This is a genomic window from Janthinobacterium leeuwenhoeki (assembly GCF_051380795.1).
GTDB lineage: Bacteria > Pseudomonadota > Gammaproteobacteria > Burkholderiales > Burkholderiaceae_D > Janthinobacterium.
Genome location: NZ_JBNYXT010000013.1, coordinates 1 through 26,262 on the forward strand (window position 1 = coordinate 1; position 26,262 = coordinate 26,262).

Annotated in this window: 24 protein-coding genes, 3 tRNA genes and 1 pseudogene; 10 read left to right on the forward strand and 18 right to left on the reverse strand. The window is 63.0% G+C overall.

Going from position 1 to position 26,262, the window contains the following annotated elements; all coding sequences use genetic code 11:
* Positions 1-493 (forward strand): annotated as a pseudogene (locus ACQ4WS_RS12555) (ISNCY family transposase); the annotation flags it as partial.
* Between the two features lie 216 nt (positions 494-709).
* On the opposite strand, the gene ACQ4WS_RS12560 reads toward ACQ4WS_RS12555, so the two are convergent.
* From ACQ4WS_RS12560 to ACQ4WS_RS12570, 3 genes are all read right to left on the reverse strand, one after another.
* Positions 710-786, reverse strand: a tRNA-Arg gene (locus ACQ4WS_RS12560).
* A gap of 78 nt (positions 787-864) precedes the next feature.
* A tRNA-Arg gene (locus ACQ4WS_RS12565) sits at positions 865-941 on the reverse strand.
* Between the two features lie 82 nt (positions 942-1,023).
* Positions 1,024-1,100 (reverse strand) — tRNA-Arg (locus ACQ4WS_RS12570).
* 440 nt (positions 1,101-1,540) lie between these two features.
* Between ACQ4WS_RS12570 and ACQ4WS_RS12575 the strand changes: the two genes are divergently transcribed.
* Together ACQ4WS_RS12575 and ACQ4WS_RS12580 are read left to right on the forward strand one after the other, a co-directional pair.
* Entirely contained in the window at positions 1,541-4,012 is a 2,472-nt protein-coding gene (locus tag ACQ4WS_RS12575) for a PAS domain-containing hybrid sensor histidine kinase/response regulator (RefSeq protein ID WP_436476678.1), read from the forward strand.
* 298 nt (positions 4,013-4,310) lie between these two features.
* Positions 4,311-5,294 carry a response regulator gene (locus ACQ4WS_RS12580; protein ID WP_436476680.1) on the forward strand — a complete coding sequence of 328 codons (984 nt, stop codon included), beginning with the start codon at positions 4,311-4,313 and terminating at the stop codon, positions 5,292-5,294.
* Between the two features lie 71 nt (positions 5,295-5,365).
* Here the strand turns inward: ACQ4WS_RS12580 and ACQ4WS_RS12585 are convergent, their stop codons facing one another.
* Positions 5,366-5,761: a hypothetical protein gene (locus ACQ4WS_RS12585; protein WP_436476682.1), complete on the reverse strand. Its 396-nt coding sequence runs from the start codon at positions 5,759-5,761 to the stop codon at positions 5,366-5,368.
* Between the two features lie 309 nt (positions 5,762-6,070).
* On the opposite strand from ACQ4WS_RS12585, the gene ACQ4WS_RS12590 reads away from it, so the two are divergent.
* A complete protein-coding gene (locus tag ACQ4WS_RS12590) occupies positions 6,071-6,784 on the forward strand; it encodes a sensor histidine kinase (protein ID WP_436476684.1) in 714 nt (237 codons plus the stop codon).
* Between the two features lie 50 nt (positions 6,785-6,834).
* The gene (locus ACQ4WS_RS12595) at positions 6,835-7,350 is read left to right on the forward strand and encodes a DUF6265 family protein (RefSeq protein WP_436476686.1); all 516 of its coding nucleotides are present in this window, start codon (positions 6,835-6,837) and stop codon (positions 7,348-7,350) included.
* Between the two features lie 56 nt (positions 7,351-7,406).
* Here the strand turns inward: ACQ4WS_RS12595 and ACQ4WS_RS12600 are convergent, their stop codons facing one another.
* The 12 genes from ACQ4WS_RS12600 to ACQ4WS_RS12655 all read right to left on the reverse strand — a co-directional run bounded on the left by ACQ4WS_RS12600 (position 7,407) and on the right by ACQ4WS_RS12655 (position 20,358).
* Entirely contained in the window at positions 7,407-8,705 is a 1,299-nt protein-coding gene (locus tag ACQ4WS_RS12600) for an NAD(P)/FAD-dependent oxidoreductase (RefSeq protein WP_436476688.1), read from the reverse strand.
* Positions 8,706-8,719: 14 nt separating this feature from the next.
* Positions 8,720-9,214 carry a hypothetical protein gene (locus ACQ4WS_RS12605; RefSeq protein WP_436476690.1) on the reverse strand — a complete coding sequence of 165 codons (495 nt, stop codon included), beginning with the start codon at positions 9,212-9,214 and terminating at the stop codon, positions 8,720-8,722.
* Positions 9,215-9,392: 178 nt separating this feature from the next.
* A complete protein-coding gene (locus ACQ4WS_RS12610) occupies positions 9,393-11,048 on the reverse strand; it encodes a methyl-accepting chemotaxis protein (RefSeq protein ID WP_436476692.1) in 1,656 nt (551 codons plus the stop codon).
* A 184-nt stretch (positions 11,049-11,232) separates the two neighbouring features.
* A complete protein-coding gene (locus ACQ4WS_RS12615) occupies positions 11,233-12,615 on the reverse strand; it encodes a multicopper oxidase family protein (protein ID WP_436476694.1) in 1,383 nt (460 codons plus the stop codon).
* A 2-nt stretch (positions 12,616-12,617) separates the two neighbouring features.
* Positions 12,618-13,976 carry a TolC family protein gene (locus ACQ4WS_RS12620; RefSeq protein WP_436476696.1) on the reverse strand — a complete coding sequence of 453 codons (1,359 nt, stop codon included), beginning with the start codon at positions 13,974-13,976 and terminating at the stop codon, positions 12,618-12,620.
* 1 nt (position 13,977) lies between these two features.
* Complete coding sequence (locus ACQ4WS_RS12625; protein ID WP_436476698.1) at positions 13,978-14,319, reverse strand: hypothetical protein; 342 nt, start codon at positions 14,317-14,319, stop codon at positions 13,978-13,980.
* A 120-nt stretch (positions 14,320-14,439) separates the two neighbouring features.
* Complete coding sequence (locus ACQ4WS_RS12630) at positions 14,440-14,865, reverse strand: hypothetical protein (protein WP_436476700.1); 426 nt, start codon at positions 14,863-14,865, stop codon at positions 14,440-14,442.
* A 41-nt stretch (positions 14,866-14,906) separates the two neighbouring features.
* Positions 14,907-15,443, reverse strand: coding sequence for a hypothetical protein (locus ACQ4WS_RS12635; RefSeq protein WP_436476702.1), 537 nt, complete (start codon positions 15,441-15,443; stop codon positions 14,907-14,909).
* A 134-nt stretch (positions 15,444-15,577) separates the two neighbouring features.
* On the reverse strand, positions 15,578-17,152 hold the full coding sequence (locus ACQ4WS_RS12640) for a diguanylate cyclase (RefSeq protein WP_436476704.1): 1,575 nt from the start codon (positions 17,150-17,152) through the stop codon (positions 15,578-15,580).
* A gap of 138 nt (positions 17,153-17,290) precedes the next feature.
* Positions 17,291-17,848: an NADPH-dependent FMN reductase gene (locus ACQ4WS_RS12645; protein WP_436476706.1), complete on the reverse strand. Its 558-nt coding sequence runs from the start codon at positions 17,846-17,848 to the stop codon at positions 17,291-17,293.
* An 88-nt stretch (positions 17,849-17,936) separates the two neighbouring features.
* Positions 17,937-19,055 carry an alanine racemase gene (gene alr, locus ACQ4WS_RS12650; protein ID WP_436476707.1) on the reverse strand — a complete coding sequence of 373 codons (1,119 nt, stop codon included), beginning with the start codon at positions 19,053-19,055 and terminating at the stop codon, positions 17,937-17,939.
* 13 nt (positions 19,056-19,068) lie between these two features.
* Complete coding sequence (locus tag ACQ4WS_RS12655) at positions 19,069-20,358, reverse strand: D-amino acid dehydrogenase (RefSeq protein WP_436476709.1); 1,290 nt, start codon at positions 20,356-20,358, stop codon at positions 19,069-19,071.
* 105 nt (positions 20,359-20,463) lie between these two features.
* Here ACQ4WS_RS12655 and ACQ4WS_RS12660 point away from each other — a divergent pair, with 105 nt between their 5' ends.
* The 3 genes from ACQ4WS_RS12660 (at position 20,464) to ACQ4WS_RS12670 (ending at position 22,397) form a co-directional block, all read left to right on the forward strand.
* A complete protein-coding gene (locus tag ACQ4WS_RS12660; protein ID WP_353656458.1) occupies positions 20,464-20,964 on the forward strand; it encodes an Lrp/AsnC ligand binding domain-containing protein in 501 nt (166 codons plus the stop codon).
* Positions 20,965-21,111: 147 nt separating this feature from the next.
* On the forward strand, positions 21,112-21,459 hold the full coding sequence (locus ACQ4WS_RS12665; protein ID WP_436476712.1) for a hypothetical protein: 348 nt from the start codon (positions 21,112-21,114) through the stop codon (positions 21,457-21,459).
* Between the two features lie 77 nt (positions 21,460-21,536).
* Positions 21,537-22,397 (forward strand): tetratricopeptide repeat protein, encoded by an 861-nt coding sequence (locus tag ACQ4WS_RS12670; RefSeq protein WP_436476713.1) that lies wholly within the window; start codon positions 21,537-21,539, stop codon positions 22,395-22,397.
* Here the strand turns inward: ACQ4WS_RS12670 and ACQ4WS_RS12675 are convergent.
* Positions 22,374-23,342: a GlxA family transcriptional regulator gene (locus ACQ4WS_RS12675; protein WP_436476841.1), complete on the reverse strand. Its 969-nt coding sequence runs from the start codon at positions 23,340-23,342 to the stop codon at positions 22,374-22,376. The two genes, ACQ4WS_RS12670 and ACQ4WS_RS12675, sit on opposite strands and share 24 nt — an antisense overlap.
* Positions 23,343-23,484: 142 nt before the next feature.
* Between ACQ4WS_RS12675 and ACQ4WS_RS12680 the strand changes: the two genes are divergently transcribed.
* Both ACQ4WS_RS12680 and ACQ4WS_RS12685 read left to right on the forward strand, forming a co-directional pair.
* Entirely contained in the window at positions 23,485-24,123 is a 639-nt protein-coding gene (locus ACQ4WS_RS12680; RefSeq protein ID WP_436476715.1) for a cysteine hydrolase family protein, read from the forward strand.
* A 54-nt stretch (positions 24,124-24,177) separates the two neighbouring features.
* Positions 24,178-24,738, forward strand: a complete 561-nt coding sequence (locus ACQ4WS_RS12685) for a YdcF family protein (RefSeq protein ID WP_436476717.1) — start codon at positions 24,178-24,180, stop codon at positions 24,736-24,738.
* A 19-nt stretch (positions 24,739-24,757) separates the two neighbouring features.
* Here the strand turns inward: ACQ4WS_RS12685 and glpK are convergent, their stop codons facing one another.
* Positions 24,758-26,251, reverse strand: coding sequence for a glycerol kinase GlpK (glpK, locus tag ACQ4WS_RS12690; RefSeq protein WP_436476719.1), 1,494 nt, complete (start codon positions 26,249-26,251; stop codon positions 24,758-24,760).
* Positions 26,252-26,262: the final 11 nt, after the last annotated feature.

Genomic DNA, 26,262 nt, shown 5'->3' on the forward strand with positions numbered 1-26,262 from the left:
CCAGCAGGCCGCCAACGCTTGGTTGCCGACCTATATCGCGGACTTCAATCGGCGTTTCGCGGTGCCGCCCGCGGCCGCACGCGACGCGCATGTGCCCTACCTGGGCAAGCCTGAGCAGCTGCGCCGCATCCTGTCGGTGCAAGATACCAGGAAGCTGTCGAAAAATCTGAGCTGCCAGCATGAAGGCATCTTGCTTCAAGTCAGAACAATCAGCTCAGGGTTATCCATGCGAGGCGCCGCTGTCACGGTGCACCGCCATCATGACGGCGTGACGGAATTGCGCTGGCAGGGCCGTACGCTCGCCTTTGATGCCTTGGCGCCATCGACGGGACCGAGCAATCAATGCGCACCCGTCGACGGCAAGCAGGTCAACGATCTGGTCGACTGCATCCTCGAATCACGCCCCCGGGTGGCGCCAGAAATAGGTCACCCTTGGAAAAAGCGCATGCCAACACTCGACGCCACGGGGAAGCCACCTCAGGCAAGGTTCTGAATGCGAAAAAATCCCTCCGTTTCGCTGAACCCGGGGGACATTTCTACTTGGGACAAAAGGGGACATTTCTATTTAGCGTTGACAGGGCGCCGTGTGGGCGCCGTGCGGATAATTTCACAATTGCCCAGGCCGCCAGCATGGCTGATGCCCCGCCCCGCCAGAAGGAAAAAAAACCCGGAAAGCGAACTTTCCGGGTTTTTTCACTACTGCTGATACTGGTGCGGCTGGCAGGAATTGAACCCACGACCCCTTGGTTCGTAGCCAAGTACTCTATCCAGCTGAGCTACAGCCGCAAACTCTGACACACTTCGCCGGACGGCGCGAAGCTTGAAACTTTCATCAAAACGAAGCGAACTCCGTTCCGGTAATACTGGTGCGGCTGGCAGGAATTGAACCCACGACCCCTTGGTTCGTAGCCAAGTACTCTATCCAGCTGAGCTACAGCCGCAAAACTTCTACAACATTCCATTAACAACATGGAGGTGAAACTTGTTACAACAAAACCAGGCAAAGTCTGATTTTCAGTATTCTGGTGCGGCTGGCAGGAATTGAACCCACGACCCCTTGGTTCGTAGCCAAGTACTCTATCCAGCTGAGCTACAGCCGCGCAGGCAAACATTATAGCGTATTCATTTCGCTTTGAAAAGTTCGATTTTTCAATCGCTTAGCTGATTTTGCAGAATACCGCCCCGCATCATCGACCACCTTTTCACAGCTAAAAAGCTGACGCCTTTTTATCGATGGACACTTCTGCTTTCACAGGGGCATCCAGCGAATCGAGAAGTTGCTGCCTCGAAAGAAGCGGGATTATAGGGACTGCTTTCCAGCCTGTCCAGTGCTATCTGCAGGTGTGTATCTGGAGGCGGCGCGCAAGCGTGCGGTGGCGGCGCACCGCTTGGGGCTACAATACCAGCCAGACAGGGGCGCTTGTGCCTCCTCTCATGCATGACGGCAGGCAGTTCCATCATGCCCCACTCACTGAGCTTAGCGATGGCGGCCCGGCGGGGCAGCAGCCTGTGCGGCAGACTCACTGTTGCAGGATTTCCGATGGCCAAGCATGACCGCGAGCAAGATCTGCTTCCCCCATCAGCGCCGCTGAGCCTCTCCGACGAGCGCCTGGCCAACTTGCTGGAGGGCATCACCGACGGCTTTTGCCTGCTCGACCGCGACTGGACCATCCGCTATATCAATACGCGCGGCGCCGACATGCTGGCGCCGCAGCGTCCGCCTGGCGCCAGCCTGGCAGGCAACAATTTGTGGCAAGCCTGCCCCGACCTGCCGGGCACGGAACTGGAAACGCAGTACCGGCGCGCCATGGCGCAGCAGCACGGCGGCAGCTTCGAACTGCTGTATCTGCCGCTGGGGCGCTGGCTGGAGGTGCGCATCTTCCCTTCCAGCGACGGCTTGACCACGTATATCCAGGACATCAGCCAGCGCAAGGCGGCCGAGGAAAGCTTGCGCCACAGCGAAGAAGACTTGCGCGCACTGGCCAATTCCATCCCGCAACTGGCCTGGATCGCCAGCTTCGACGGCACCATTGCCTGGTACAACCAGCGCTGGCACGACTACACGGGCACCAGCGCCGAACAGATGGCGGGTGACGGCTGGAGCATCGCCTATGACGCGCAGCATTTGCCGCCCATGCTGCAAGCCTGGAAGGCCGCCTTGCGCGACGGCACGCCCTTCGAAATGGAATTCCCCATCCGCGGCGCCGACGGGCAGTACCGCTGGTTCCTGACGCGCGCCAATCCCGTGCGCGACCGGGGTGGCCAGCTGCTGCGCTGGTTTGGCACGAGCACCGATGTCGACCAGGTCAAGCGCGCGCAGGAAGCCTTGCGCGATGAGACGCGCGTGCTCGAGTTGCTCAACAATACAGGCGCGGCCCTGGCCAGCACCCTGGACTTGCCAGCCCTGCTGCAGGAAGCCGTCGACGCGGCCACGCGCATCAGCGGCGCGCGCTTCGGCGCTTTTTATTATGACGATGCGGGCGAGGCCCACCCCTCGGCGCGCGCCGTCACGGGCATCAGCCTGCGCCAGGCCGAGGCCATCGCCACGGAATTGCGCCAGGGACCGGCCATGCGCCAGAACGATTTGCTGGTCGCGCCCGATGCCAGCGCCGACGGCGCGCCGCCGCTGCGCAGCTGCCTGAGCCTGCCCGTCAGTTCGCGCTCGGGCCTGTTGCTGGGGCGCTTGCTGCTGGGTCATCCGCAGGCGGGCATGTTCAGCGCGCGCAGCGAACGCATCGTCTCGGCCATCGCGGCCCAGGCCGCCCTCGCGCTCGACAATACGCGCCTGTACGCGGCCGCCACGCGCGCCGCCGAAGAGCGCAAGGTGCTGCTCGACAGCGAACGCGAGGCGCGCGCCGAGGCCGAGCACACGAACCAGCTGAAAGACGATTTTCTCACCACCCTGTCGCATGAACTGCGCACGCCCCTGTCGGCCATCCTGGGCTGGGCCCAGGTGCTGCGGCGCGGCACGCGCGACCAGGCCGACCTGCTCCGCGGCCTGCAAAGCATCGAACGCAATGCGCGCGCGCAGGCGCAACTGATCGAAGACTTGCTCGACATGAGCCGCATCACCTCCGACAAGGTGCTGCTCGACCTGCAAACCATCGTGCCCGCCAGCATCATCGCCTCGGCCATCGAAACCCTGCGCCCGGCGGCCGATGCCAAGCACATCGCCATCCACAGCAGCATCGCCAGCGATGCAGGCAGCATGACGGGCGACCCCAGCCGTATCCAGCAAGTGATCTGGAACCTGCTGTCGAATGCCCTGAAGTTCACGCCGCAAGGGGGACGGGTCGATATCGGCGTGCGCCGCGAGGCGTCGCGCCTGGCCATCACGGTGGCCGACAACGGCGTCGGCATCAAGAAAGACTTCCTGCCCCACGTATTCGACCGCTTCCGCCAGGCCGACGCCTCGACCACGCGCCGGCACGGCGGCCTGGGGCTGGGACTGGCGATCGTCAAGCACATGGTGGAGCAGCATGGCGGCACGGTCACGGTCAGCAGCGCCGGTGACATGCAGGGCGCCAGCTTTACCGTGCGCCTGCCCCTGGGGACGCCGGCCGGGCCGGCGCGCCTGAAGAGCGGCAATCTGTCCGCCGGCCATGACTTGCGCGGCGTCACGGTGTTGCTGGTCGATGACGAAGCCGATGCGCGCGAACTGACGGAACGCATCTTGCGCGACAACAACGCCGAAGTGCACAGCGCCGGCAGCGTCGCGCAAGCGCTGCAACTGCTGGACCAGGTGCACCCGGATGTGCTGGTCAGCGACATCGGCATGCCCGATGCCGACGGTTTCGACTTGCTGGCGCAAGTCCGCGCCCACCCTTCTCCCGCTGCCGCCCGGCTGCCCGCGCTGGCGCTGACGGCGTTTGCGCAACCGCAGGATCGCCAGCGGGCGCTGGCCAGCGGCTTCCAGAGCTGGGTCTCGAAACCGCTCGACCCGGTCGAACTGGTAGCAGCCGTGGCGCAACTGGCCGCTGCGCGCGTCACGGCCCCACCCTTAAAAAGATAATGCAAAAAAACACATAGTGCAAAACAAAATGACCATTTTTGTGGGTTGGCCTTCCTACTTTCAGACGCGGCACTGTCCTACAAGCAACTAAGCTGAAGTTTGCTACACTTAAATGCAGAAATACCTGCACGGCAGGCAGGAGACCGGCAACCTTGGTTGCCATCAGTGGCAGAAGCGAGTTCAAGCGCTGTTGTGCGCCCTATCTTGTTGCAAGGCGCTACTATCTTTCTCACCGCCGTCAGCCGATCATCAGCGGTAGAAGCCAGCGTTGCATAGACCGTATTAACCGAGACCCTACATGCCCAGCCAAGATGAGATTTTGAAAGCCAAAATTTTGGTCGTCGACGATTCGCCCGACAATGTCGACCTGATGCTGGAAATCCTGCGCGATGCCGGCTACACCAACGTCACGGCCACCATGCGTCCGGCACAGGTCTGCCCCCTGCACCAGGAGCATTGCTACGATCTGATCTTGCTGGATCTGCAAATGCCTGAACTGAATGGTTTCCAGGTCATGAAAGGCTTGAAGGAAATCGAACATGGTGGCTACCTGCCCGTGTTGGCCCTGACGGCGCAACCGAGTTTCAAGATCGCCGCCCTGGAAGCGGGCGCGCGCGACTTCATCAGCAAACCCTTCGACCTGATGGAAGTGCACAAGCGCATCCACAACATGCTGGAAGTGCGCCTGCTATACAAGGAACTGGCGCAATACAGCAAGCAGCAGCAGGAACTGGCGCTGCACGATCCGCTGACGGGCTTGCCGAACCGGCGCCTGCTGGAAGACCGCATCGAGCATACCCTGCAGCAATCGGCCCGCAGCCGCAGCAAGTCGGCCATCCTGTACCTGGACCTGGACGGCTTCAAGGCCATCAACGACAGCTACGGCCACGGCTATGGCGATGACATCCTGAAAATGGTGGCGGCCCGCCTGGTGGGCGCGTCGCGCAAGGAAGACACGGTGGCGCGCATCGGCGGCGATGAATTCGTCATCGTGCTAGGCAACCTGGCCGGCAAAGGCGACGCGCGCGAACCGGCGGCCAAGCTGATCGAAGTTATTTCCGAACCGTATTTCATCAACGACCTGACCCTGCGCCTGTCGACCAGCATCGGCATCGCCATTTACCCGGACGACGCCAGCACTGTCGAATCCCTGCTGGGCGTGGCCGACACGGCGCTGTATGAAGCCAAGCGCGCCGGCAAGAACCGCTTTTGCTGCACGCCGCACGAGGTGATCGCGTCGCAGGTCAACATGCAAAAAAACAGCATTCCGTCGATCGCCTGACTGCGACGCCATGCGGCACATGAAAAACCGGCAAGCCTCACGGCCCGCCGGTTTTTTGATGGCCGAAGACTTTACTTCTTGCCTGCCGTCACTTCTTGCTGGCCGGCATGCTGGTGGTCCGTTTGCGCATTCACGGTGTCCGGCGCCACTTCGATGCGCGTGATGCCGGCATCGACGGAAATCGGGTCGCTGGCGGGGAAAGTCATTTCCACGGCGTCGTCGAGCAATTCTTCCTTGGCCCGCTCTTCGCCGCTCATGCCCTCTTCATCGGCCAGAATGGCCAGCGCGCTGGCCCATTTGACAAAATTGAGGTTGGACAGTTCGCGCACGGTGTTCACGCCAAACGCTTGCTGCAAGGCCTTGGCATCCTTCGCGCTGACGCCGCGCAGGGCACTGATGGGCGCATTGACGATGTCGCGGAAGCTTTTGTCGAGGTATTCCTGGTCGACGATGGTATCGATATTCATGGCATGTCCTTTCGTTTCGGTAAGCGGGCCTGTGCTGCGCCCCGCGCCTTGGTGGCGCCAGGCTGCATGGGGTAATGCACAGCCCCACTATGGCAGCGTGCCGCGCCCTGGTATGTGCGCAGCCGTACGTAACGACGGGAACTCTTCCTGCTGGCGCAAACAAGAATATTGTCTATCATATAAAAGTGATGGAAGGAGATCAAAATTGCCGAAAAGACAGAAATTTTCCATCCATGCGCCCCGCGATGAAATCCTCATGTATGATCCACAACTTGAATTTGGTCCACCTTTCACCATTCACGGGGCGCTATGTCCGCACAAACAGATCCGAACAAGGAAGCGGCCCAGGCCGATGCGGAGCGCGCCGCCGATCTCAGCGAGTTGCTGGGTCATGTCAACACCAGCTGGGACAATGAACGGCGCGCCCTGTCGCGCCAGCTGCACGACAGCCTCGGTTCCTCGCTGACGGCATTGACCATGCACCTGTCCCTGCTGACGCAAAAAATGCCGCAGGAAGCGGCCTTGCTCGACCGCGCGGCGACCATGAAGCAATTGCTGCTGAATGTGATTGAAACCAACCGGCAAATGCAGATGAAGCTGTGGAACGACAAGCTGGAGTTTCTCGGCGTGAATGTGGCGCTGGGTGAGCTGGCCACGCAATTTGCCGAACAGCACAAGATCACCGTGCGCTGCAGCCTGCCCGAAGATGAACTGATTTGTCCACGCAGCGTGGGCGTGGCCCTGCTGCGCACCCTGGAAGAAGCGCTTGGCAATATCGCCGCGCACGCGCACGCAAGCGCAGTGGACATCATCATCGACGACAATGACGAAGCGCTGATGATGACTGTCAAGGATGACGGCGTGGGGCTGCCGAAGAGCGAGCCCGTCGAAATGAGCAAGCATGGCCTGCGCTCCGTGCGCGAGCGCGTGCATTACCTGGGCGGCAGCCTGAGCCTGACGGCCAATCCGCAAGGCGGCACGGCCGTGACCGTCGTCTTGCCGCGCATTCCCCCGAAAGAATAGTCTTTACCAGGCGCCCTCATACGCTGAACGATTCGACGACAGGAGACCGCATGCAACGACGCATCCCCACCCTGCTGGCAGCGCTGCTGGTCATGGGCGCCGCCCAGGGCGCCAACAAAACCGTGCCGCCGCCGGAAACGGTGGACAAGCTGGCCTGGCTGGCCGGCTGCTGGAACGTCGACGGCGCCGAGCCCGGTTCCGGGGAACAATGGAGCACGGCCGCCGGCGGCACCATCCTCGGCACCAGCCGCACCGTCAAGGGCGGCAAGACGACGGCTTTCGAATTCGTGCAGATCCGCCTCACCGAGCCGGGGCAGTTGGCCTACATCGTGCAGCCGTCGGGCCAGCCGCCCGTGATCTTCAACCTGCTGCGCCAGGACAAGCCGAATACATTCATCTTCGCCAACCTGGACAATGACTTCCCCAGCCGCATCATCTACCGCCACGACAGCGAGCGCATCTTGCACGCCAGCATGACAGGCACCTTGAAGGGCAAGCTCACCACCATCGATTTCCCCATGACGCGGGGCCGCTGCGAAGCGGCGCCGATGGCGCGCAGCAAATAAAATGGGGCCGCAAGGCCCCTTGTTTGATCCGGCGCAAAGCGCTTGATGCAGCTCGCCTAGTGCAGCTTGACCTGCGGCGTGCTGCGCTTGATCAGGAAACGGCCCATGGCCATGACGGCCGTGCGCACGCTGCCCAGCACGGCATTGTGGTGCATCAGATGCAGGCTGACATACATCATGCGGGCGACAAAACCTTCGACGAACCAGCTCAGGCCCTTCAGCGAACCCATCAGGGTGCCGACCGAGGTGGTGCGGCCAAACGACACGAGCGAACCGTAATCCAGGTATTCGTACGGCTTGGTTTGCGGCGGCTTGCCCTTGGCTTGCAACAGGAAGGTCTTCAGCAGGTAATCGGCTTGCTGGTGGGCCGCCTGAGCGCGCGGCGGCACCAGCTTGCCATCCGGGCCCATGCAGGCGGCGCAATCGCCCAGCGCGAAAATATTCGCATGGCCCTGCACATTGAGCATGCCCGTCACTTCCAGCTGGCCGGCGCGGTTGGTCGGCAGCCCCAACGTGGACAGGAATTCCGGCGCGCGGATGCCGGCGGCCCACACGCAGATGTCGGCCGCGTAGCTGGTGCCGCTGGCCACCGTCACCTTGTCCGCTTCGATCGTGGTGACGCGCGTGTCGGTCACCACGCTGATGCCATGTTGATGCAGCAGTTTCGAGGCGGCAATAGACACGCGCTCGGGCAGTGGCGCCAGGATGCGCGGCGCCCCTTCGAGCAGGGTGATGCGCACATCCTTGATGGCGTTCAGATTCTGGAAACCATACGCGGCATACACACCGCTCGCTTCGCGCAGCTCGGCCGCCAGTTCCACGCCCGTGGCGCCGCCGCCGATGATGACGATGTCGACGCCGGGATGGCCCGCGTCGCCCTGGCGCTGCTCGGCCATGGCCAGCAGTTTCAACAGGGTCAAACGGAAACGTTCGGCGTCTTCCGTGGCATTCAGGGATATCGTGTTTTCCTTGGCGCCGGGCACGCCGAAGTAATTCGAGGTGCTACCCACGGCCAGCACCAGCTGGTCGTAGCTGACCTGGCGCTGGGGCAAGAGCTGTTCATCCTTGTCGGTGGCGATGGCGCCCACGGTGAGGCTGTTCGACGCGGCGGCTAGCCCGATCAAGGGGCCATAGACATAGGTAAAACCATTGTCATGCGCCAGCATCTGGTACGACAGGCCCTCTTGATGAATGTCCAGGGTGCCGGCCGCCACTTCATGCAGCGACGGCTTCCAGATATGGTACAGGCGGCTGTCGACCAGGGTCACCTGGCCGGCACCGAGCTTGCGGCTGAGTTTGCAGGCCAGCTCCAGGCCGCCTGCGCCACCACCTACGATAACGATTTTACTGTGCAAAGATCCTCCCCTTGTTAATCCCGGTGGCCGTTGCCATGACCGTTGCCATGGCCTTTGCCCGGCTTGTTGTCATGCTTGTCGCGCTTGTCGCGCTTGTCATCATGCTTGTCAAAGTGCTTGTCATGCTTGTTGTCATGACGACCGCGGTCAGCATAATCGGGACGGCCATGGTCGCCATGCTGCTGGCGGTAACGGGGCACATATTGATTGTTATACCAACTATCCTGAACGAAATACACCTCTTGGTTACAGGCATTATACTTGCGGCAGTGCTTGGACCAGTTTTTCGCATGGCCGGGCGGCACGCGCAAATAGATGGGACGGGCTGAATAGTATTGCGGGCGCTGCACGATGACAGGCTGGGCATAGATCAATTGCGGCGCGGGATAGTCGCCCACGTCGATGCGGCCGTAAAAGCCGGGCTGGCCAATGCTGACCGATACGCCGACCTGGGCGACGGCAGCGGTGGCGGCCGACAGCAAGACGGCGGCAAGAATCAGGGTTTTCATGGGGACACTCCTTTTATCAGTTATGCCCCCATTGTAGACCTTGTGCGCCACGCTGTTCGTTCGCAAGGACACATAGGGAACACCGTGGCAATCTCGCCACAGCTTGCCCAGAGACACGAAAACGCGCCATAGTGACAGCCTAGCACCGCCGCGCCGATTGCGCCCGAGCCCGCCGGGTTCAGGCCAGGCGCCGCACGCCTTGCCTGGCAGGCGGCACTGGCCGGCGCAGCGGCGTGACATTGCTGGCGGCCGGCACGGCTATCTGTTGCTCCTGGGCATGCAGGCGGAACACGCCCACCAGTTCCGTCAGGGTGTGCGCCTGGTCCTGCAGCGATGCGGCGGCGGCGGCCGCTTCCTCCACCAGGGCCGCATTTTGCTGCGTCACCTGATCCATCTGCAGCACGGCCTGGTTGACTTGCCCGATGCCGGCGCTTTGCTCGCTGCTGGCGGCCGTGATTTCCTGCATGATGTCGGCCACCTGGCGCACGCTGGCGACCACTTCATCCATCGTCTTGCCCGCATCATGCACGAGTCTGGAACCGATTTCCACCTGCTCGACGGAATCGCCGATCAAGGTCTTGATTTCCTTCGCGGCACTGGCCGAGCGCTGCGCCAGATTGCGCACTTCGGATGCCACGACGGCAAATCCCCGCCCCTCCTCGCCCGCCCTGGCCGCTTCCACGGCTGCGTTCAAGGCCAAAATATTGGTCTGGAAGGCGATGCTGTCGATGACGCTGATGATGTCGACGATCTTGCGCGAAGACGCATTGATCGATTCCATGGTCTGCACCACCTGCCCCACCACGGCGCCGCCCTTGCCGGCCACCTCCGAGGCGGCACCGGCCAGCACATTCGCCTGGCGCGCGTTGTCCGCGTTCTGCCGCACGGCCGACGTCAGCTGCTCCATCGACGACGCCGTTTCTTCCAGCGAACTGGCCTGCTCTTCCGTGCGCGACGACAAGTCGAGGTTGCCCTGGGCGATTTCACCCGAGGCCGTGTTGATGGTGTCCGTCGCCGAGCGCACCTGGCTGACGATGGCTACCAGCTTGTCGCGCATGGTTTTCATGGCAAACAGCAGGCTGGCGCTGTCGTGGCTGGCCGTGCGGATATCCACGCTGAGGTCGCCCTCGGCGATGGCGCCGGCAATCTGGACGGCATACGCCGGTTCGCCACCGAGCTGGCGCGTCAGTCCGCGCGTGATCAGCGCGCCCAGCGCCAGACCGGCCGCCATGCTGCCCAGCACCAGCGCGATCATGAAGCTGCGGCTGGCCTGATACACGTCGGACGCCTGCTCGGAGGCTGCCTTGGCGCGCTCTTCCTTCTGCAACGAGAGTTTATCCAGTACGCCGTCGAGCTCGTCGGCATGCTGGCGCGTCTTGTTGAGCAGTTCGACCATTTGCGCGCTGCGCTGGGCCAGCGGTTCGCCCGCGGCCAAGGTCAGCGCCTGCTGCATGGTGACGACGTACTCGGCTTCGACGGCGGCAAAGCGGGCAAACAATTCCTTGGCGGCCGGCGTGACGAACAGCGGCTGGGCCTTGGCAAGGTAGGCCCTGTTTGAATCGAGAAATTTGGCGATGTCGGCCTGGCGTGTGGCGCGCTCCTCGGCGGTCGTCGCCAGCAAGAAATTGCTGCGCGCGCGCCCCACCTTGATCAAGGCGATGTTGGCTTCCTTGATGTATGACAGCCCCAGCAGCTCATGGCTGTACATCTGCCCCGCCATGGTATCGATCTTGCCCATGTTGAAGATACCGATGCCGGCCACGATGGCCCCCATCAGCGCGACGCAAAAAAATGCCCCCAGCAAGCGCGTACCCACCTTCATCCGGCTCAACATGATTTCCTCCATAGACTGGCTGACACTCGATGCAACTGGAGCGTACTGGTTTGAATATAAAGAAAAAACACGAAAAAAAATGCTCGGATTGTCACCAAATAATAATTCTTTGATTTATAGCAACATGCAAAACGGCTTGCCATGCTAGGCAAGCCGTTGCGATGGTCAGCGCCAATGAACCGTATTAATGCCCGCTGTGGCCGGCCGGCTTGCGCACCGTCATCTCGACGCCCCCCTTGGCTGGCAGCTTGCCCGTACCCTGGCCGCGCAGCGGTTCCGGCAAGGCGCCCGTCCATTCATAGGCCACGCTGCCAGCCGGGTGCTTGTACCAGCCGGGGTCGCGGTAGTCGCCCGGTTTCTGGTCCTTGCGCACCTTGACCGTGGTAAACATGCCGCCCATGCCGATGGCGCCGAACGGGCCATCTCCCGCCATCATCGGCAAGGTGTTGTCGGGGATCGGCATCTGCATCTCGCCCATGTCGGCCATGCCCCGTTCGCCCATCACCATGTAGCCGGGCACGAGCTGGTTGATCTTCGCCGCCACGCCCTGGTGGTCGACGCCGATCATGGTGGGTACGTCGTGCCCCATGGCATTCATCGTGTGGTGCGACTTGTGGCAGTGGAAGGCCCAGTCGCCCAGGTCGGTGGCCGTGAATTCCACGGCCCGCATCTGGCCCACGGCGATATCGGTTGTCACTTCGGGCCAGCGCGATTCGGGGCGCGTCCAGCCGCCATCCGTGCCCGTCACCTCGAATTCGTGGCCATGCATGTGGATCGGATGGTTCGTCATGGTCAGATTGCCCACACGCACGCGCACCTTGTCGCCCTGGCGCACGACCATGGGGTCAATGCCGGGGAAGACGCGGCTGTTGAAGGTGAACAGATTGAAATCCGTCATGGTCATGATCTTCGGCGTGTAACTGCCGGGATCGATATCGTAGTTGCTCAGCAAGAAGACGAAATCGCGGTCCACCTTCATGAAATTCGGGTCTTTCGGGTGCGTCACCCAGAAACCCATCATGCCCATGGCCATCTGCGTCATTTCATCCGCATGCGGGTGGTACATGAAGGTGCCGGGCCGCTTGGCGACGAATTCATAGACGAAAGTCTTGCCGGGAGCAATACCTGGCTGGGTCAGGCCCGTGACGCCGTCCATGCCGTTGGGCAAGCGCTGCCCATGCCAGTGCACGCTCGTGTGTTCCGGCAATTTGTTCGTGACAAAGATGCGCACACGGTCGCCCTCGACCACTTCGATGGTGGGACCCGGCGACTGGCCGTTGTAGCCCCACAGATTGGCCATCATGCCGGGCGCCAGTTCGCGCACGACGGGTTCGGCCACCAGATGAAATTCCTTGACGTTGTTGTTCATGCGCCAAGGCAAGGACCAGCCATTCAGGGTGACGACGGGGTTGTACGGACGCCCGTTTGGCGGCGGTGGCGGCGCCTTCGTTTCCGCGCCAGCCATGCTGACGGCTTCCGGCAACGATGCCGCACCGACGCGACTCACCGCTGCAGCACTCAGTGCGACAGCGCCCGCATTCATGAAAAAGTTTCTACGTGTAATCATCATTATTCCTTGTTGGCTGGGCCGCTGCCATTGATGGCGCCTTGCAATTCAGTTTGCGCAATCCAGAAATCGCGCTGGGTCTCGATGGCGCTGTTCACGCTGGCAACTTGCTCGCGGGCATCGGCCAGCAATTCGAACACGCTGGCCAACATGCCGTTGTAACGCAGCAATACTTCATGCGAGATCGTCTTGCGCAGCGGCACGACTTCATCGCGGTAGTGGCGTGCCAGGTCGTAGGCCGTGCGGTAGCTGGAATACGCCTCGCGCACTTCGGAACGGGCCCGCACGGCCGTGCCCGCCGTGCGCTGCAGCGACTGCTCGTACAAAGCTTGCGCCTTGGCATTACGCGCCGAACCCCAGTCGAACAGGGGCAGTTCCAGCGACACTTCATAGCCGTTTTCGCGCGGCGCCTCGCTGCTGCTCTTGTTGGTGTAACCCACGTCGAGCACATTGATGAAGCCTGTCACCTTCGACAAGCCCAGCGCGTTGGCCGTCGCATGCGCGTCGAGTTTCGCTCTTTGCACGTCGAGGCGCTGCTCCATGGCCTGCGCCTCGATATTGCCGGCTTCCGCCGCCTGGGCCGGCAAGTCGGGCAAGCGCGACGGTAAAGTAAAGCTGGTCTGCTTGCCCCACAGGCCCAGCAGACGCGTCAGGTGCTCGCGCGTGGCCGTGGCCTGGTGGCGCGCGCGGGCCAGGTCGCCGACGGCGTCCGCATAAAATACTTGCTGGCGCGCCTGGTCGAGGCGGCTCCAGTTGCCCGCCTGCTGCAAGCGCGTGGCCAGTTCGGCGCCCGCTTCGGCCGACAGCAGCGCGCGCTGCATGAACACTTCCGTCTGCATGGCGGCCACGGCAGTGAAATACGCGCGGCGCGTGTCAGACGCCAGTTGCACGGCGCTGCTGGCGGCCTGCAGCTTGGCTTGCTCGAAACGGCCCCGCTCGATATTCACGCGCATCGGCATGGTCAGCAGGCCGGCCAGATCGAAGCTGACGCCCCGCTCGATTTCATTGCCGTGGCTGCCATGCGAGCGGCCGAACGACAGGCCCGGGTTGCGCAAGCGCCCCGATTGCACCAGGTCCGCCTCGGACGCGCCCAGTTCGGCCAGCGCCACTTTCATGCCGTGGTTGTTCATCAGGGCGATGCGCACGGCGCTGTCCGCGTCCAGGGGCTGGGCCAGCAGGGTAGCCAGTTTTTCCTCGCCGCCTTTGTCCGATAGCGCTGCGGGCGCGCCCGTGCGGGCATCGGCCAGCGCGGACACCGTCTGCATGCCTCCATCGGAGCTGAAGCTGGCGCAGCCACTGAGCAGCAGGACGGCCGCCAGCGCCAGCGGCGTCAGGCAAGTTGATTGTGTGAAGCGGGCCATGTCAGTGTCCTTCATGCTGGTGGTGCGTGGCGGGCTGGGCGGCCGGCTTCGCATCCGGCTTGGGCATGGCATGCTTCATCGGCATCTTGTGCCCGTCCATCTTCATCATGCCCATGTGGCCGCCGGCCTTGCCGACTTTGTCGTTGAGGGCGCGCCAGGCCTGGTCGGGGGTGGCGTCTTCTTCGGCGGCGGGACGGTAGCCGGTGAAGGCGGAGCGGTAAGTGGCGGCCGGCACCGGCGCTTGCGCCTCTTGCGGGGCGGGCTGGGACTGAGCGACGGCGGCCAGCGGCAACGCGGCAAGCGCAACGCAGGTGGCCAGCGCGAGGCTGAATAATTGCTTCATGGTATTCCTTGAATGACAGGGTATGGCGCGGCGGGCGCGCGACTGGAACGCTGGCGCAGCCGATGCAAGGCCCAGGATGCCGGGACGTGCGACGGCGGCACCGCCAGGTTCAACGGGCGGTCAGGCGGAGCGTGTGCTACTCGGGGGACGTTCGGGACCTAGCGGGATATGCCCGGCGAACAGGGAATCGGGCGCCAGCGCCGGTGGCGGCGCGCGCAGGGTCAAGGCGTGCAAGGCAGGCATGCCGGGAGGCGCCGCAGCGCCCACGGTGCAAGCGCCATGGTTGCTGCAATCGTGGCCATGCTGCGTGGCGCCGCCATCGTCCATGGCCATCTTCATCGGCTGGTCCTGCATGTACATGGCGGCCATGTCACCCATGTCATGGCACTGGGGCGCTGGCGCCTGCATGGCCGCGACGGTCACCGTAGCCGCCAGCTCGCCCACGCAGCAGCTGCGCATGGCCGACGCAAAGCCCTGCATGGGCAGCGTGACGGCCAGCAGCCAGAGCAGCGAGCGGGCAAGAAAGCGGAAAAAGGCACGGTTCATGCCACAACTATAAACCTTCCCACATGAGGAAGGTCAAGTCCCTATTTGCGCCTGTAGCCGTGCGTCAGCCAGATGACGTAGTCGCCGTAGTAACCCTGCCCTTCAAATACGGCCTGGCCCTCGGCAAAATAGATTTTCTCTACTTCATTGATGGTGAAATAGGCGCGGCCATCGGCCGCCTCCACGTCGCCCCAATGCCGGGCACGAGGTGGACGGTAGCCGCTGGCGCGCCCGATGGCCGCAAGCAAGTCGCCGATCATGAAGTCATACAGCATGTCGGCCAGCAGCGGCCGGTGGCCCGCCAGCATGGCCGTGATGTCGGCATAGCCCGCTTCCTTGAGTTCGGGCAAGTCGCTTTCCTCGTACTGCAGGTCGTCTTCGCGGCAAGTCTGGATAAAACTGTTGAACGGCTCGTCGAGCAAGCCTGCCAGCGCCGTTTCCGGCACGCTCAGGCGAAACGGGTGCAGCGGCAGCACGCTGTGCTGGCCGTAGTTGAGTTCGCGGCAACCGAGGTAGGCCAGCGGGTGCAACTGGCCACCGACTTCGCAGCGGATGCCAAGTTCTTGCTCAAACGTCATTAATGTCCATCCCTGCCATGCGCGTTGTTCTCGTTGTCCGTCTCAGGGGCACATGGTAAGCGCTGACGCGCAAACGGGACAGGCTCAGATGCAACAGAAAACAGCGGATCAGTTTATGCCGCACGGCCCGCCTGTCAGGCGGGCTCGGCGAGACCCACGCGGTTGCGCCCATTTTCCTTGGCCACGTACAGAGCGGCGTCGGCGGCCAGCAGCACGGCGTCCGTGCTGCGCTCCCCGTGCGACGACGAGACCACGCCCAGCGAGACCGTGATGGAGCCGGCGCCGGGAATCACGGCGGCGGCCACCTTGACGCGCAAGCGCTCGGCCACCTGCATGGCCACGTCCAGGTCGGCATCGGGCAGCAGCATGATGAATTCATCGCCGCCATTGCGGCACAGCACGTCGGCATCGCGCGAACAGGCGCGCATCAGTTGCGCCAGGCGCAGGATGACGTCGTCGCCCACGGCATGGCCCCACTGGTCGTTGACTTGCTTGAAATGGTCGATGTCGATGGCGATGACGGAAAACGGCCGGGCTTGCGCCTGCCAATCGTCCAGCGCCGCCGCCATGCCGCGCCGGTTCGACAAGCCCGTCAGCGGGTCCGTCTGCACATCGGTCTTCAGCTTGCCGATCTTGTTCTGCAACAACGCCAAGCCCTTCAGCAAGGCTTTCTTGATCTGCGTCGCCTCCACATACCAGGAGCGGATGGCGGCGATGTGTTCGGCCGTACCGGGCGCATCCATGCGCCGCGCACCCTCGGCCAGCTGCACCAGGGGCCGCGAAATCAGGCTCGCCAGCCACCAGATGAATGGCAAGCTCAGCAAGGCGACCGGCAAAGAATGCCATACCGTGTTGGCCATCAACTGGTTCAGCGGGGCCAGGGTCATGGCCGTCGGACGCTGCGCCACGATGCCCCAGCCCGTCGATGGCATGATGGCGTAGCCGGCCAGCATGTCCACGCCCAGGCTGTTGTGCATGCGCCGATTGCCGCCGCCCTGCTGCGCGATGATGGCGTCGATGACATGATTGCTGCCGGCAACGTCGCCCAGGCGCTCGGGGTCCGGGTGGTACAGCAGGCGCCGGTTCTGGTCGACCACGTACAGGTAGGAGCCGTCGCGGTAGTAATGCTGGCCCAGCATGGTGTACAGGATGTTTTTCTGTTTCAGGTAAATGCTGCCGCCCACATAACCCAGGTAGCGGCCATCCTTGCCCAGAATGGGATGCGAAATGAAAACCACCAGGTTGCCGGCCGAGGAAACGTACGGCTGCGTCACCAGCGGGCGCCGCTCGCGCAGTGCCTGGATGGCGCCGGCCGAATCGAGCGTGCGGTGCTTGAGAGCCAGGGTTTCCGGCGACACCCCCAGGACCTTGCCCTGGGCATCGACGATGAGCACGGAATTGAAACTGTTCGTTTGCAGGCGCAGGCGCTGCGCCTCGTCCGTCAACCATTGCTCGTCGCCCATGCGCGAGGGCAAGCTGCCCGCGCTGTAGGCCAGTTGCTGGCGCGCCGACTGCAGGAAGTCCTCCGCTGTGCTGGCCAGCTTGCTGGCGTAGGCGTGGTTCGCTTCCAGGGTGGTATCGATGAGCAACTGGCGCTGCACGCTGTAGCTGGCATAGAAGGTATTGGCCAGGGACACCAGGGCGCTGGCAAAGGCCACGAGCACGATCAAACGGCGCAAATTCATGCGCAGAACAGGTTTAGTCCACATGGGGTCGGCAAGAAAAAATATTGCGCTAAAGAAAGGGCGCATTATACCGAGACACCCGTGCCAATATTGAAATGTTGGCATCCATTGTGAAAGAAACGCTACAAGCGGCAACGCAGAGCGCTGCCGCCTTGACCTGCATCAAGCGTGGATGGCGTGCTTGCGTACCCAGTCCGTGTAACGCTGCATCCAGCCCTGGAAGAAACCGAGGCTGGCCGGGCCGATGCCGCCATGCTCGTCAAACAGGCCTTCCTTGGCCTGGATAAACATTTCGGGCTGGCCCAGCAGCGGCACATCCAGGTAAGCGAGCACATTGCGCAAATGCTGCTGCGCCAGGGCCGTGCCCGTGGCGCCCACGGAAACGCCCAGCACGGCGCCCGGCTTGCCGCCCCACACGCTCTGGCCATACGGACGCGAACCGTGGTCGAGGGCGTTTTTCAGCACGCCGGGGATCGAGCGGTTGTATTCGGGGGTGAGGAAGAGCAAAGCTTGCGATGCAGAAATGTCGGATTTGAGACGCAGCACCTGCTCGGACTGCGCGCCATCATCGTCCTGGTTGTACAGCGGCAAGTCGCCGATGTCGATATGCTTGAAGGAAAACTCGGGCGGCGCCAGCTTGACGAGCGCATCAGCGAGCTTGCGGTTGAAGGAATCCTTGCGCAGGCTGCCGACGATGATTGCAACTTGATATTGGCTCATATAAATCCCCGATGATGGTTAAAAAGAAGCCCCGGAGTGGAGTTCACACCGGGACTATCTTGCCACACAATCATCGGTTTCGCGCTGCTTAGCGTGCGGCGGCGGCTAATCCCTGATACTCGCGGTAGTAGCGCCCGCCAAGATTTGTCAGCACTTCATAGCCGATGGTATTGGCCATGGCCGCCACGGCATCGACCGGGTGTTCGGCGCAGATCAGGTCGACCAGGCTGCCCGGCGCGACGCGCTCTTCGGCGATGGCGCTCACGTCGAGTGTGATGGAATCCATCGAGATGGCGCCGATCTGCGGCACTTTCACGCCGTCGACGATGGCCAGGCCCTGGTTGCTCATGCTGCGCAACCAGCCATCGGCGTAACCGACGGAAACAGTGGCCACCTGGCGCGGCGCGCTGGCCGTGTAGCGGCGGCTGTAGCCCACGTGGTCGCCGGCGGCAATCGTGCGCGTTTGCAGCACTTTGCCTTGCAGGCGCACTACCGATTGCAAAGGATTGGGCTCGCCGCCCTGCGGCCCGATGCCATACAGGGCAGCGCCCGGGCGCACCAGGTCAAAGTGAAAATCGGGCGACAAAAAGATGCCCGAGGAATTGGCCAGGCTGGCGCGATACTGCGGCAAACGGGCGCGGATGGCGGTGAAACGGGCCAGCTGCTCGCCATTCATGGGGTTGCTGCGCTCGTCGGCGCAAGCCAGGTGGCTCATGAGGTAGCGCACCTTGATGCCGTCTAGAAAGTGTGCGTCCAGCAGCCAGGCGTCGATTTCCTGCGGCGACAAGCCCATGCGCGACATGCCCGTGTCGACCTGCACGATGGCGTCCAGGGTTTCCCCCAATGCCTTGGCGTGCGCTCGCCAGCCAGCCACCTGCGGCTCGCTGTTGAGCACGGGTATCAAGCCGTGGGCCGTGAATTCGCCTTCCGTGCCGACAGGCGGGCCGTGCAGCACGAAGATATCCGCGTCGGGCGCCACGTGCGGGCGCAGGCTGATGCCCTCTTCCAGGTGCGCCACGAAGAAATGGCGGCAACCCTCTTCATACAGGGCCGCGCCCACTTGCGCGGCGCCCAGGCCATACGCGTCGGACTTCACGACGGCCGAGCAGGCGGCCGGGTGCGCCTTGTCGCGCAGCAAGCGATAGTTGGCGCGCACGGCGTCCAGGTCCACCGTCAGGATGGCGCCGCTACGTTCCTTTGGAGGCATGCTGGCAGCCATCTCAGGCCGCCGCGTGTTGCAGTTTGCCATGGCCCTGCGCGCCGCTGTAGCGGCTGACGGACAGGTCGTCGGCCAGGATGGCCGGTTGTTTCGACGACATCAGGTCGGCCAGCAATTGCGCCGAGCCGCAGGACATGGTCCAACCCAGGGTGCCGTGGCCCGTGTTCAGGAACAGGTTGCGCAGCGGCGTGCGGCCGACGATCGGCGTGCCGTCCGGCGTCATCGGGCGCAAACCCGTCCAGAACGTGGCTTCGGCCGTATTGCCGCCGCCGGGGAACAGGTCGTTGACGACCATTTCCAGGGTTTCGCGGCGGCGCGGGTTCAGGTTCAGGTTGTAGCCGGCGATTTCCGCCATGCCGCCCACGCGGATGCGGTCGTCGAAACGCGTCACGGCAATCTTGTACGTTTCATCGAGAATGGTCGACACGGGCGCCTTGGCCGCATTGACGATAGGCACGGTGATCGAATAGCCCTTCAGCGGATACACGGGGATGTCCAGCAGCGGCTTCATGAAACCCGTCGAGTAGGAACCGAGCGCCACCACATAGGAATCGGCCTTGACGATTTCCGCGCCGCATTGCACGCCAGCGATTTCATCGCCCTGCGTCAGCAAGGCATCGATGGACACGCCATAACGGAACTTCACGCCCAGGGCCACGGCCATCTCGGACAGGCGCGTGGTAAACAGCTGGCAATCGCCCGTTTCATCGTTGGGCAGGCGCAAGCCGCCGAACAGTTTATCCTTGACCGCTTCCAGGGCCGGTTCGGCGCGCGACAGCTCGTTGCGTTGCAGTACTTCATACGGCACGCCCGCGTCTTTCAATACTTCGATATCCTTGGCGGCATCGTTGTATTGCTTTTCGGTGCGGAACAATTGCATCGTGCCCTGCTGGCGGCCTTCATAGGTGATGCCAGCCTCGGCGCGCAGCACCTTGAAGCAGTCGCGGCTGTACTCGGCCAGGCGCACCATGCGTTCCTTGTTCACGGCATACGCTTCCGGTGTGCAATTACGCAACATTTGCCACATCCATTTCAGCTGGGCAGCGCTGCCGTCGAGCGAGATCGCCAGGGGTGCATGGCGCTGCATCATCCACTTCACGGCTTTCAAGGGAATGCCGGGCGCGGCCCATGGCGATGCGTAGCCGGGCGAGATTTGCCCCGCATTCGCGAAGCTGGTTTCCAGTGCCGGGCCCGGCTGGCGGTCGATGACGGTCACCTCATGTCCTGCCTTGGCCAGATAGTAAGCACTGGTGACGCCGATGACGCCGCTACCCAGAATCACGATACGCATAGTTTCCTCATTATATTTTTTAGGCTGACGCCAGATTAACCGCTATCATATTGGGAAAGAGCCAGTATTTGTTCACGTATAAATCGAGATATTCAGCAATAAATCATGAGAATCCTTAAAGAATCGGCACGTGGCCTCGACAAGCTGGACCGCCACATCCTGCGCATCCTGCAACAGGATGGCCGTATCTCGATGAAAGACCTGGGCGAACAGGTGGGCCTGTCGATCACGCCCTGCATCGAGCGGGTCAAGCGCATGGAGCGCGACGGCGTCATCACGGGCTACCATGCCAAGGTGAACCCGGCCGCGCTGGGCGCCAAGCTGCTCGTCTTTGTAGAGATTACGCTCAATCAAAAATCCGCGTCTGCCTTCGAGCAATTCCGCCGCGAAGTGCTGCAAATTCCCGAAGTGCAGGAATGCCACCTGGTGTCGGGCGACTTCGATTACCTGATCAAGGCGCGCATCCATGAAATGGCCGAATACCGCAAGCTGCTGGGCGACATGCTGCTGCAGCTGCCCGGCGCCGCGCAATCGAAGAGCTATGTGGTGATGGAAGAAATAAAGGAAACCCTGGCGCTGTCGACCGAGGTATTGCAGAGCCGGTAAAAGTACCGTCTACTGGTACCGGCAGCATCGTTTTGTGCGCCTTTGTATAATCTTGTAGCACATTCGTGGCGACCCAAGCACACTCCATCCTGACATCACGCCCGTCCCCTCTGAGATTGGAAGCAGTGATGCACACTGGGAGTCCATATGAACACATTGATAAAACTGGCAGCTTCCTGCCTCGCGGGCCTGGCCGTGGCCATGTGCACCGCCAGTGAATACAAGGTCAACCGCGCGCCGGACAATGGCGCCATCTATCAGAACATCCAGGTCGGCAAGACCACCCGCCTCGACCTCGACGCGGCCCTGGGCAACGCCACTGTCGTCAGCTTCGATCCCGGTTATGAAGTCTGGGTCTACAAGAACCAGCTGCAAACACCCAAGGTGACGCGGCTGATCCCTCTGCTGGGCGACAAAGGCACGCGCGAAGTGGCCGTGATGTTCGACCAGGCCGGCATCGTCAGGAAATTCCGAATACACGAGCCGCGCAAGTAGGTCGCACAAGCAAGCCATGGGGACGCACCCGCCGCGTCCTCTTGTTCTACACTGGCGTTTTTTCCTCCGGTGCCTCCATGCAACTACCCGCAAGCCTCGCCCATATCTCGGCGCAACAAGACTGGCAACACACGACTGCGTACCCACCGCTCGGATTCACCCCGTTCGCCGAAGGCGCGCTGGGCAATGGCGATACTTTCGGCCTGTACTGGCCCATCGGGCGCGAGGCCTACGAACCCATCGTCGTCGAAACCTGGCACGACGAATGGCGTATCCAGCCGCACTTTTCCTGCCTGACGGCGTTTTTGCAAGCCTACGCAGCAGCGGAGGATGAGTATGTCGGTACGCCGTCGCTGGACGACGATCCCGCCTCGCCGCGCGCCGCTTTCCTGGAGGCCAAGGAACAGATCGCGCAACGCAACCCGGACGCGGCCATCGCGCTGCTGGAAGCGGCGCTGGCCATCCTGCCCGAATATACGGATGCGCTGGTGCTGCTGCATGGCCAGTATGTGCGCGCGGGAAGAATCGATGCAGCCGTCAAGGTGGCCATCCAGGCCATCATTTCGCCACCGTCATTGGGCGGCCCGCCATTCAAGGCCTTGCAATGGCTGCGTACGCAGCCGGTGCCGGCGGGGGAACTTGACCCCATCTGGCGCGCCTGCGGGCAATTGTCGTTCAACTTTGGCGGCAGCAAGGAAAATGGGGATTACCCCGTGCTGCTGGCCGCCATAACCACCTACCTGGAGCAAGGCAACCATGTATCGGCCTCGACCCTGATGCAGACGTATGCCGAACTGATGAGCGCGGAAACCGTGTCCTTCCAGGAACGCTACGCCTTCGAGCCGGCCGCCTTCCTTGCGCGGCAAATCACCGTCAGCGCGAGGCTGGCCCAGGGCAGCCGCGACCCGGCGGCGCTATGGCTGCCCGACCTGGCCTGATTGCTGGCGGAACAGCTTGCGATACGCCGAGGGCGACGTCTGCAAATTCGCCCGGAAATGCTGGCGCAGCGACAGGGCCGTGCCGAAGCCGGCCTCTTGCGCCACGACGTCGATCGAGGCCGCGCTTTTCTCCAGCAAGCCTTGCGCATGCGCCAGGCGCTGGTTCAGCAACCACTGCTTGAACGACGTGCCCATGACCAGGCGGAAGTGGCGCGTGAAGTTGCGCCGGCTCATGGCGGCCCGTTCCGCCAGCGCGTCGATGCAGTGCGCCTGGCCCAGGCTGGCCGTCACGCAAGCGAGCACGTCGGCAAAGCGCCCTTCGCTGCCGGACACGGGCAGCGGACGCTCGATGAATTGCGCCTGCCCGCCCTGGCGGTGCGGCGCCACCAGCAGCCGGCGCGCCACCCGGTTGGCCACATCGGCGCCCGCCAGCTGGCGCAGCAGGTACAGGCAACAATCGAGACCGGCCGCCACGCCGGCCGAGGTGAGTACTGCGCCATCATCCACGTACAGCACTTCCCGGTCCACCCTGACCTTGGGATAGCGGGCCGCCAGCCGGTCCGCCATGCCCCAGTGCGTGGCAGCGCACTTGCCATCCAACAAGCCCGCCTGCGCCAGGGGAAACGCGCCCAGGCACAGGCCCACCATGCGCGCACCGCGCCCACTGGCTGCCTGCAGCGCCGCGACCAGGGGCGCCGCCGCATCGCGGCAATCGTCGTGCCAGGCCGGCATGATGACGATATCGGCGCCCTCCAGCCCTTCAAGGCCGAACTCGGGCGTGATGCCGAAACCGGCCGCCGTGCGCAGGGGCACGGGATCGGCGGCGCACACGCGCACGTGAAAAGGCGGCAGGTCGGCCTCGTCCGTCTGGGCGCCAAACACGAGGCAAGGCACGGACAAGTGGAATGGCGTCATGCCGTCAAAGGCGATCACGGCCACGCTCAAGGGGGAGGACGAAGCAGGAATAGTAGGCATGGCCCGATTTTATCGCAGATAGGCCTTCGGGCCACTTTTTGTTTGCGCCGCACGGCTTGAAAATGGCTGTATCGGGGAAGTCCTTCCTCTTTCAACCATTCAGGAGTCACGCATGTCCAACACCACCACCCCGCGCCGCGCCCTGCTCGTCATCGATGTGCAAAACGAATACTTCACGGGCGACATGCCCATCGAATATCCGTCCGTCGACATTTCCTTGCCCAACATCGTGCAGGCCATGGCTGCCGCCCGCGCCGCCGGCGTGCCCGTCATCATCGTGCAGCACGATACGCCGGAAACTTCCCCCATCTTCGCCAGGGGCAGCGACGGCTGGCAACTGCATCCGGCCGTCTCAGCATTCCCTGCCGAGCACCACATCAACAAGTCCATGGGCAGCGCCTTTGCAGGCACGGACCTGCGCGCCTGGCTGGAGGGCCGTGGCATCGACACCCTGAGCGTGATCGGCTACATGACGCACAACTGCGACGCGGCCACCATCTACCACGCCGCGCACGACGGCTTGCAGGTCGAGTTCCTGCAGGACGCCACAGGCACCCTGCCCTACGCGAATGCGGGCGGCGCGGCCAGCGCCGAGGAAATCCACCGCGTCTTTTGCACTGTATTTCATTCGAATTTCGCCGCCGTCGTCAGCACCGAGGACTGGCTGGCTGCCGTGCGTGAAGGCAAGCCGCTGGAAAAGGACAATATTTATCTGTCGAACCAGCGCGCGCGCAAAGCGCAGGCGAACTGACGCTGGCCGGAATGGACGGGTATCATGCATCCATTCCCTACTTGATGATGATCGATGCGAAAAATAACTGTGCTGGGTTCAATCGCCGTTGCTATGTTCCTGCTGGCCACGGCCGCACTGGTGCTGGCGGGACTACACGACAAGCTGGCCCCGGCCGACGTGATCGTCGTGCCGGGCAATACGATCCTGCCCGATGGCACGCCCAGCCCCCGCCTGCGGGCGCGGCTCGACGTGGCGCTCAAGCAGTTCCAGCAACACAGGGCGCCGCGCATCCTCGTCAGCGGGGCGACGGGCAAGGAAGGTTTTGACGAGGCGGCATCGATGGCCCGCTACCTGCAGTCGCGTGGCGTGCCGGCCAGCGCCATCGTTGAGGATAATCAAGGCTGGACCACGGACGCCACGGCGCGCAACGCGGCGGCCCTGATGCGTACACACGGGTGGAAGACAGCTATGGTGGCCACGCAATATTTTCACGTGCCCCGCTTCCGGCTGGCGCTTGAGCGGGCCGGCATCGCCGTCAGTGGCAATGTGCACGCACCGTATTTTGAACTGCGCGACCTGTATTCCGTGCCGCGTGAAACGGTGGGCTACGCCGTGTATTACGCGCGGCCCTGATCGCGGATTATTCCCAGGCTCACTCGCTCCAGTCGCGCGAGCGCTCCACGGCCCGCTGCCATTTATGCAGCCGCGTCAGGCGCTCGTCGGCCGCCATCTTCGGCTCGAAACGGCGCCCCACCTGCCACTGGGCGGCGATTTCTTCCTGCGACTCCCAGAAACCCACGGCCAGGCCCGCCAGGTAGGCGGCGCCCAGGGCTGTCGTTTCCGTCACCACGGGGCGCACCACGGGCACATTTAATATGTCGGCCTGGAACTGCATCAGCATGTCGTTGCGGGCCGCGCCGCCATCGACGCGCAATTCGGAAAGCGCGATGCCCGCGTCATCCTGCATGGCGGACAAGACGTCCACGTTCTGGTAGGCCACGCCTTCCAATGCTGCGCGCGCAATATGCGCTTTGCCCGTGCCGCGCGTGATGCCGATCAAGGTGCCGCGCGCATACGGATCCCAGTACGGCGCGCCGAGTCCGGCGAACGCGGGGACGAAGACCAGGCCGCCCGAATCGGGCACGCTGGTGGCCAGCGCTTCCACTTCGGACGAGTCGCGGATGATGCCGATGCCGTCGCGCATCCATTGCACGGCCGCGCCCGCGATAAAGGCGCTGCCTTCGAGCAAATAATCGGTTTGATTTGCATCAGGGCCCAGGCTCCAGCCCACCGTCGTCAAGAGCCGGTTTTTCGAGGGCAAGGGGCGCTTGCCCACATTCATCAGCATGAAGCAGCCCGTGCCGTAGGTATTCTTCGCCATGCCCGGTTTCAGGCACGCCTGGCCGAAGGTGGCGGCCTGCTGGTCGCCCGCGATGCCGGCGATCGGCACGGAGATACCCAGCAGTGCTGCGTGCGTGTGCGCCGCCACGCCGCAAGATGGCACGACGTCGGGCAGCAGGGAAGCGGGAATGTCCAGCAGCGCCAGCAGGTCCGTGTCCCATTGCAGGGTGTGGATATTGAACAGCATGGTGCGCGCCGCGTTGCTCGTGTCCGTCAAGTGGGCGCCGCTCATCTTGTAGATCAGCCAGCTGTCGACCGTGCCGAAGGCCAATTCTCCCCGTTCGGCGCGCGCGCGGGCGCCGGGTACGTTGTCGAGCAGCCATTTGAGTTTGGTGGCGGAAAAATACGCGTCCAGCACCAGACCCGTTTTTTTCTGGATCAGGTCCGCCTTGCCCTGTTCGACCAGTTGCTCGCAGTAAGCCGCATTGCGCCGGTCTTGCCAGACGATGGCGTTGGCGACAGGCTCACCCGTGGCGCGGTCCCACAGCACCGTCGTTTCGCGCTGGTTGGTCACGCCGATGGCGGCCACGTCGGATGCGGCCACGCCGCTGTCGCGCAGCACCTGCTGCAGCACGCCCTCTTGCGAAGCCCATATTTCGTTGGCGTCATGCTCAACCCAGCCCGGCTGGGGGAAAATCTGGCGGAATTCCCGCTGCGCGCTGGCGTGCGGCCGGCCCGCATGGTCGAACAGGATGGCGCGCGAACTGGTGGTGCCCTGGTCTACAGCAAGTATGTATTTGGTCATGGTCGCTACTA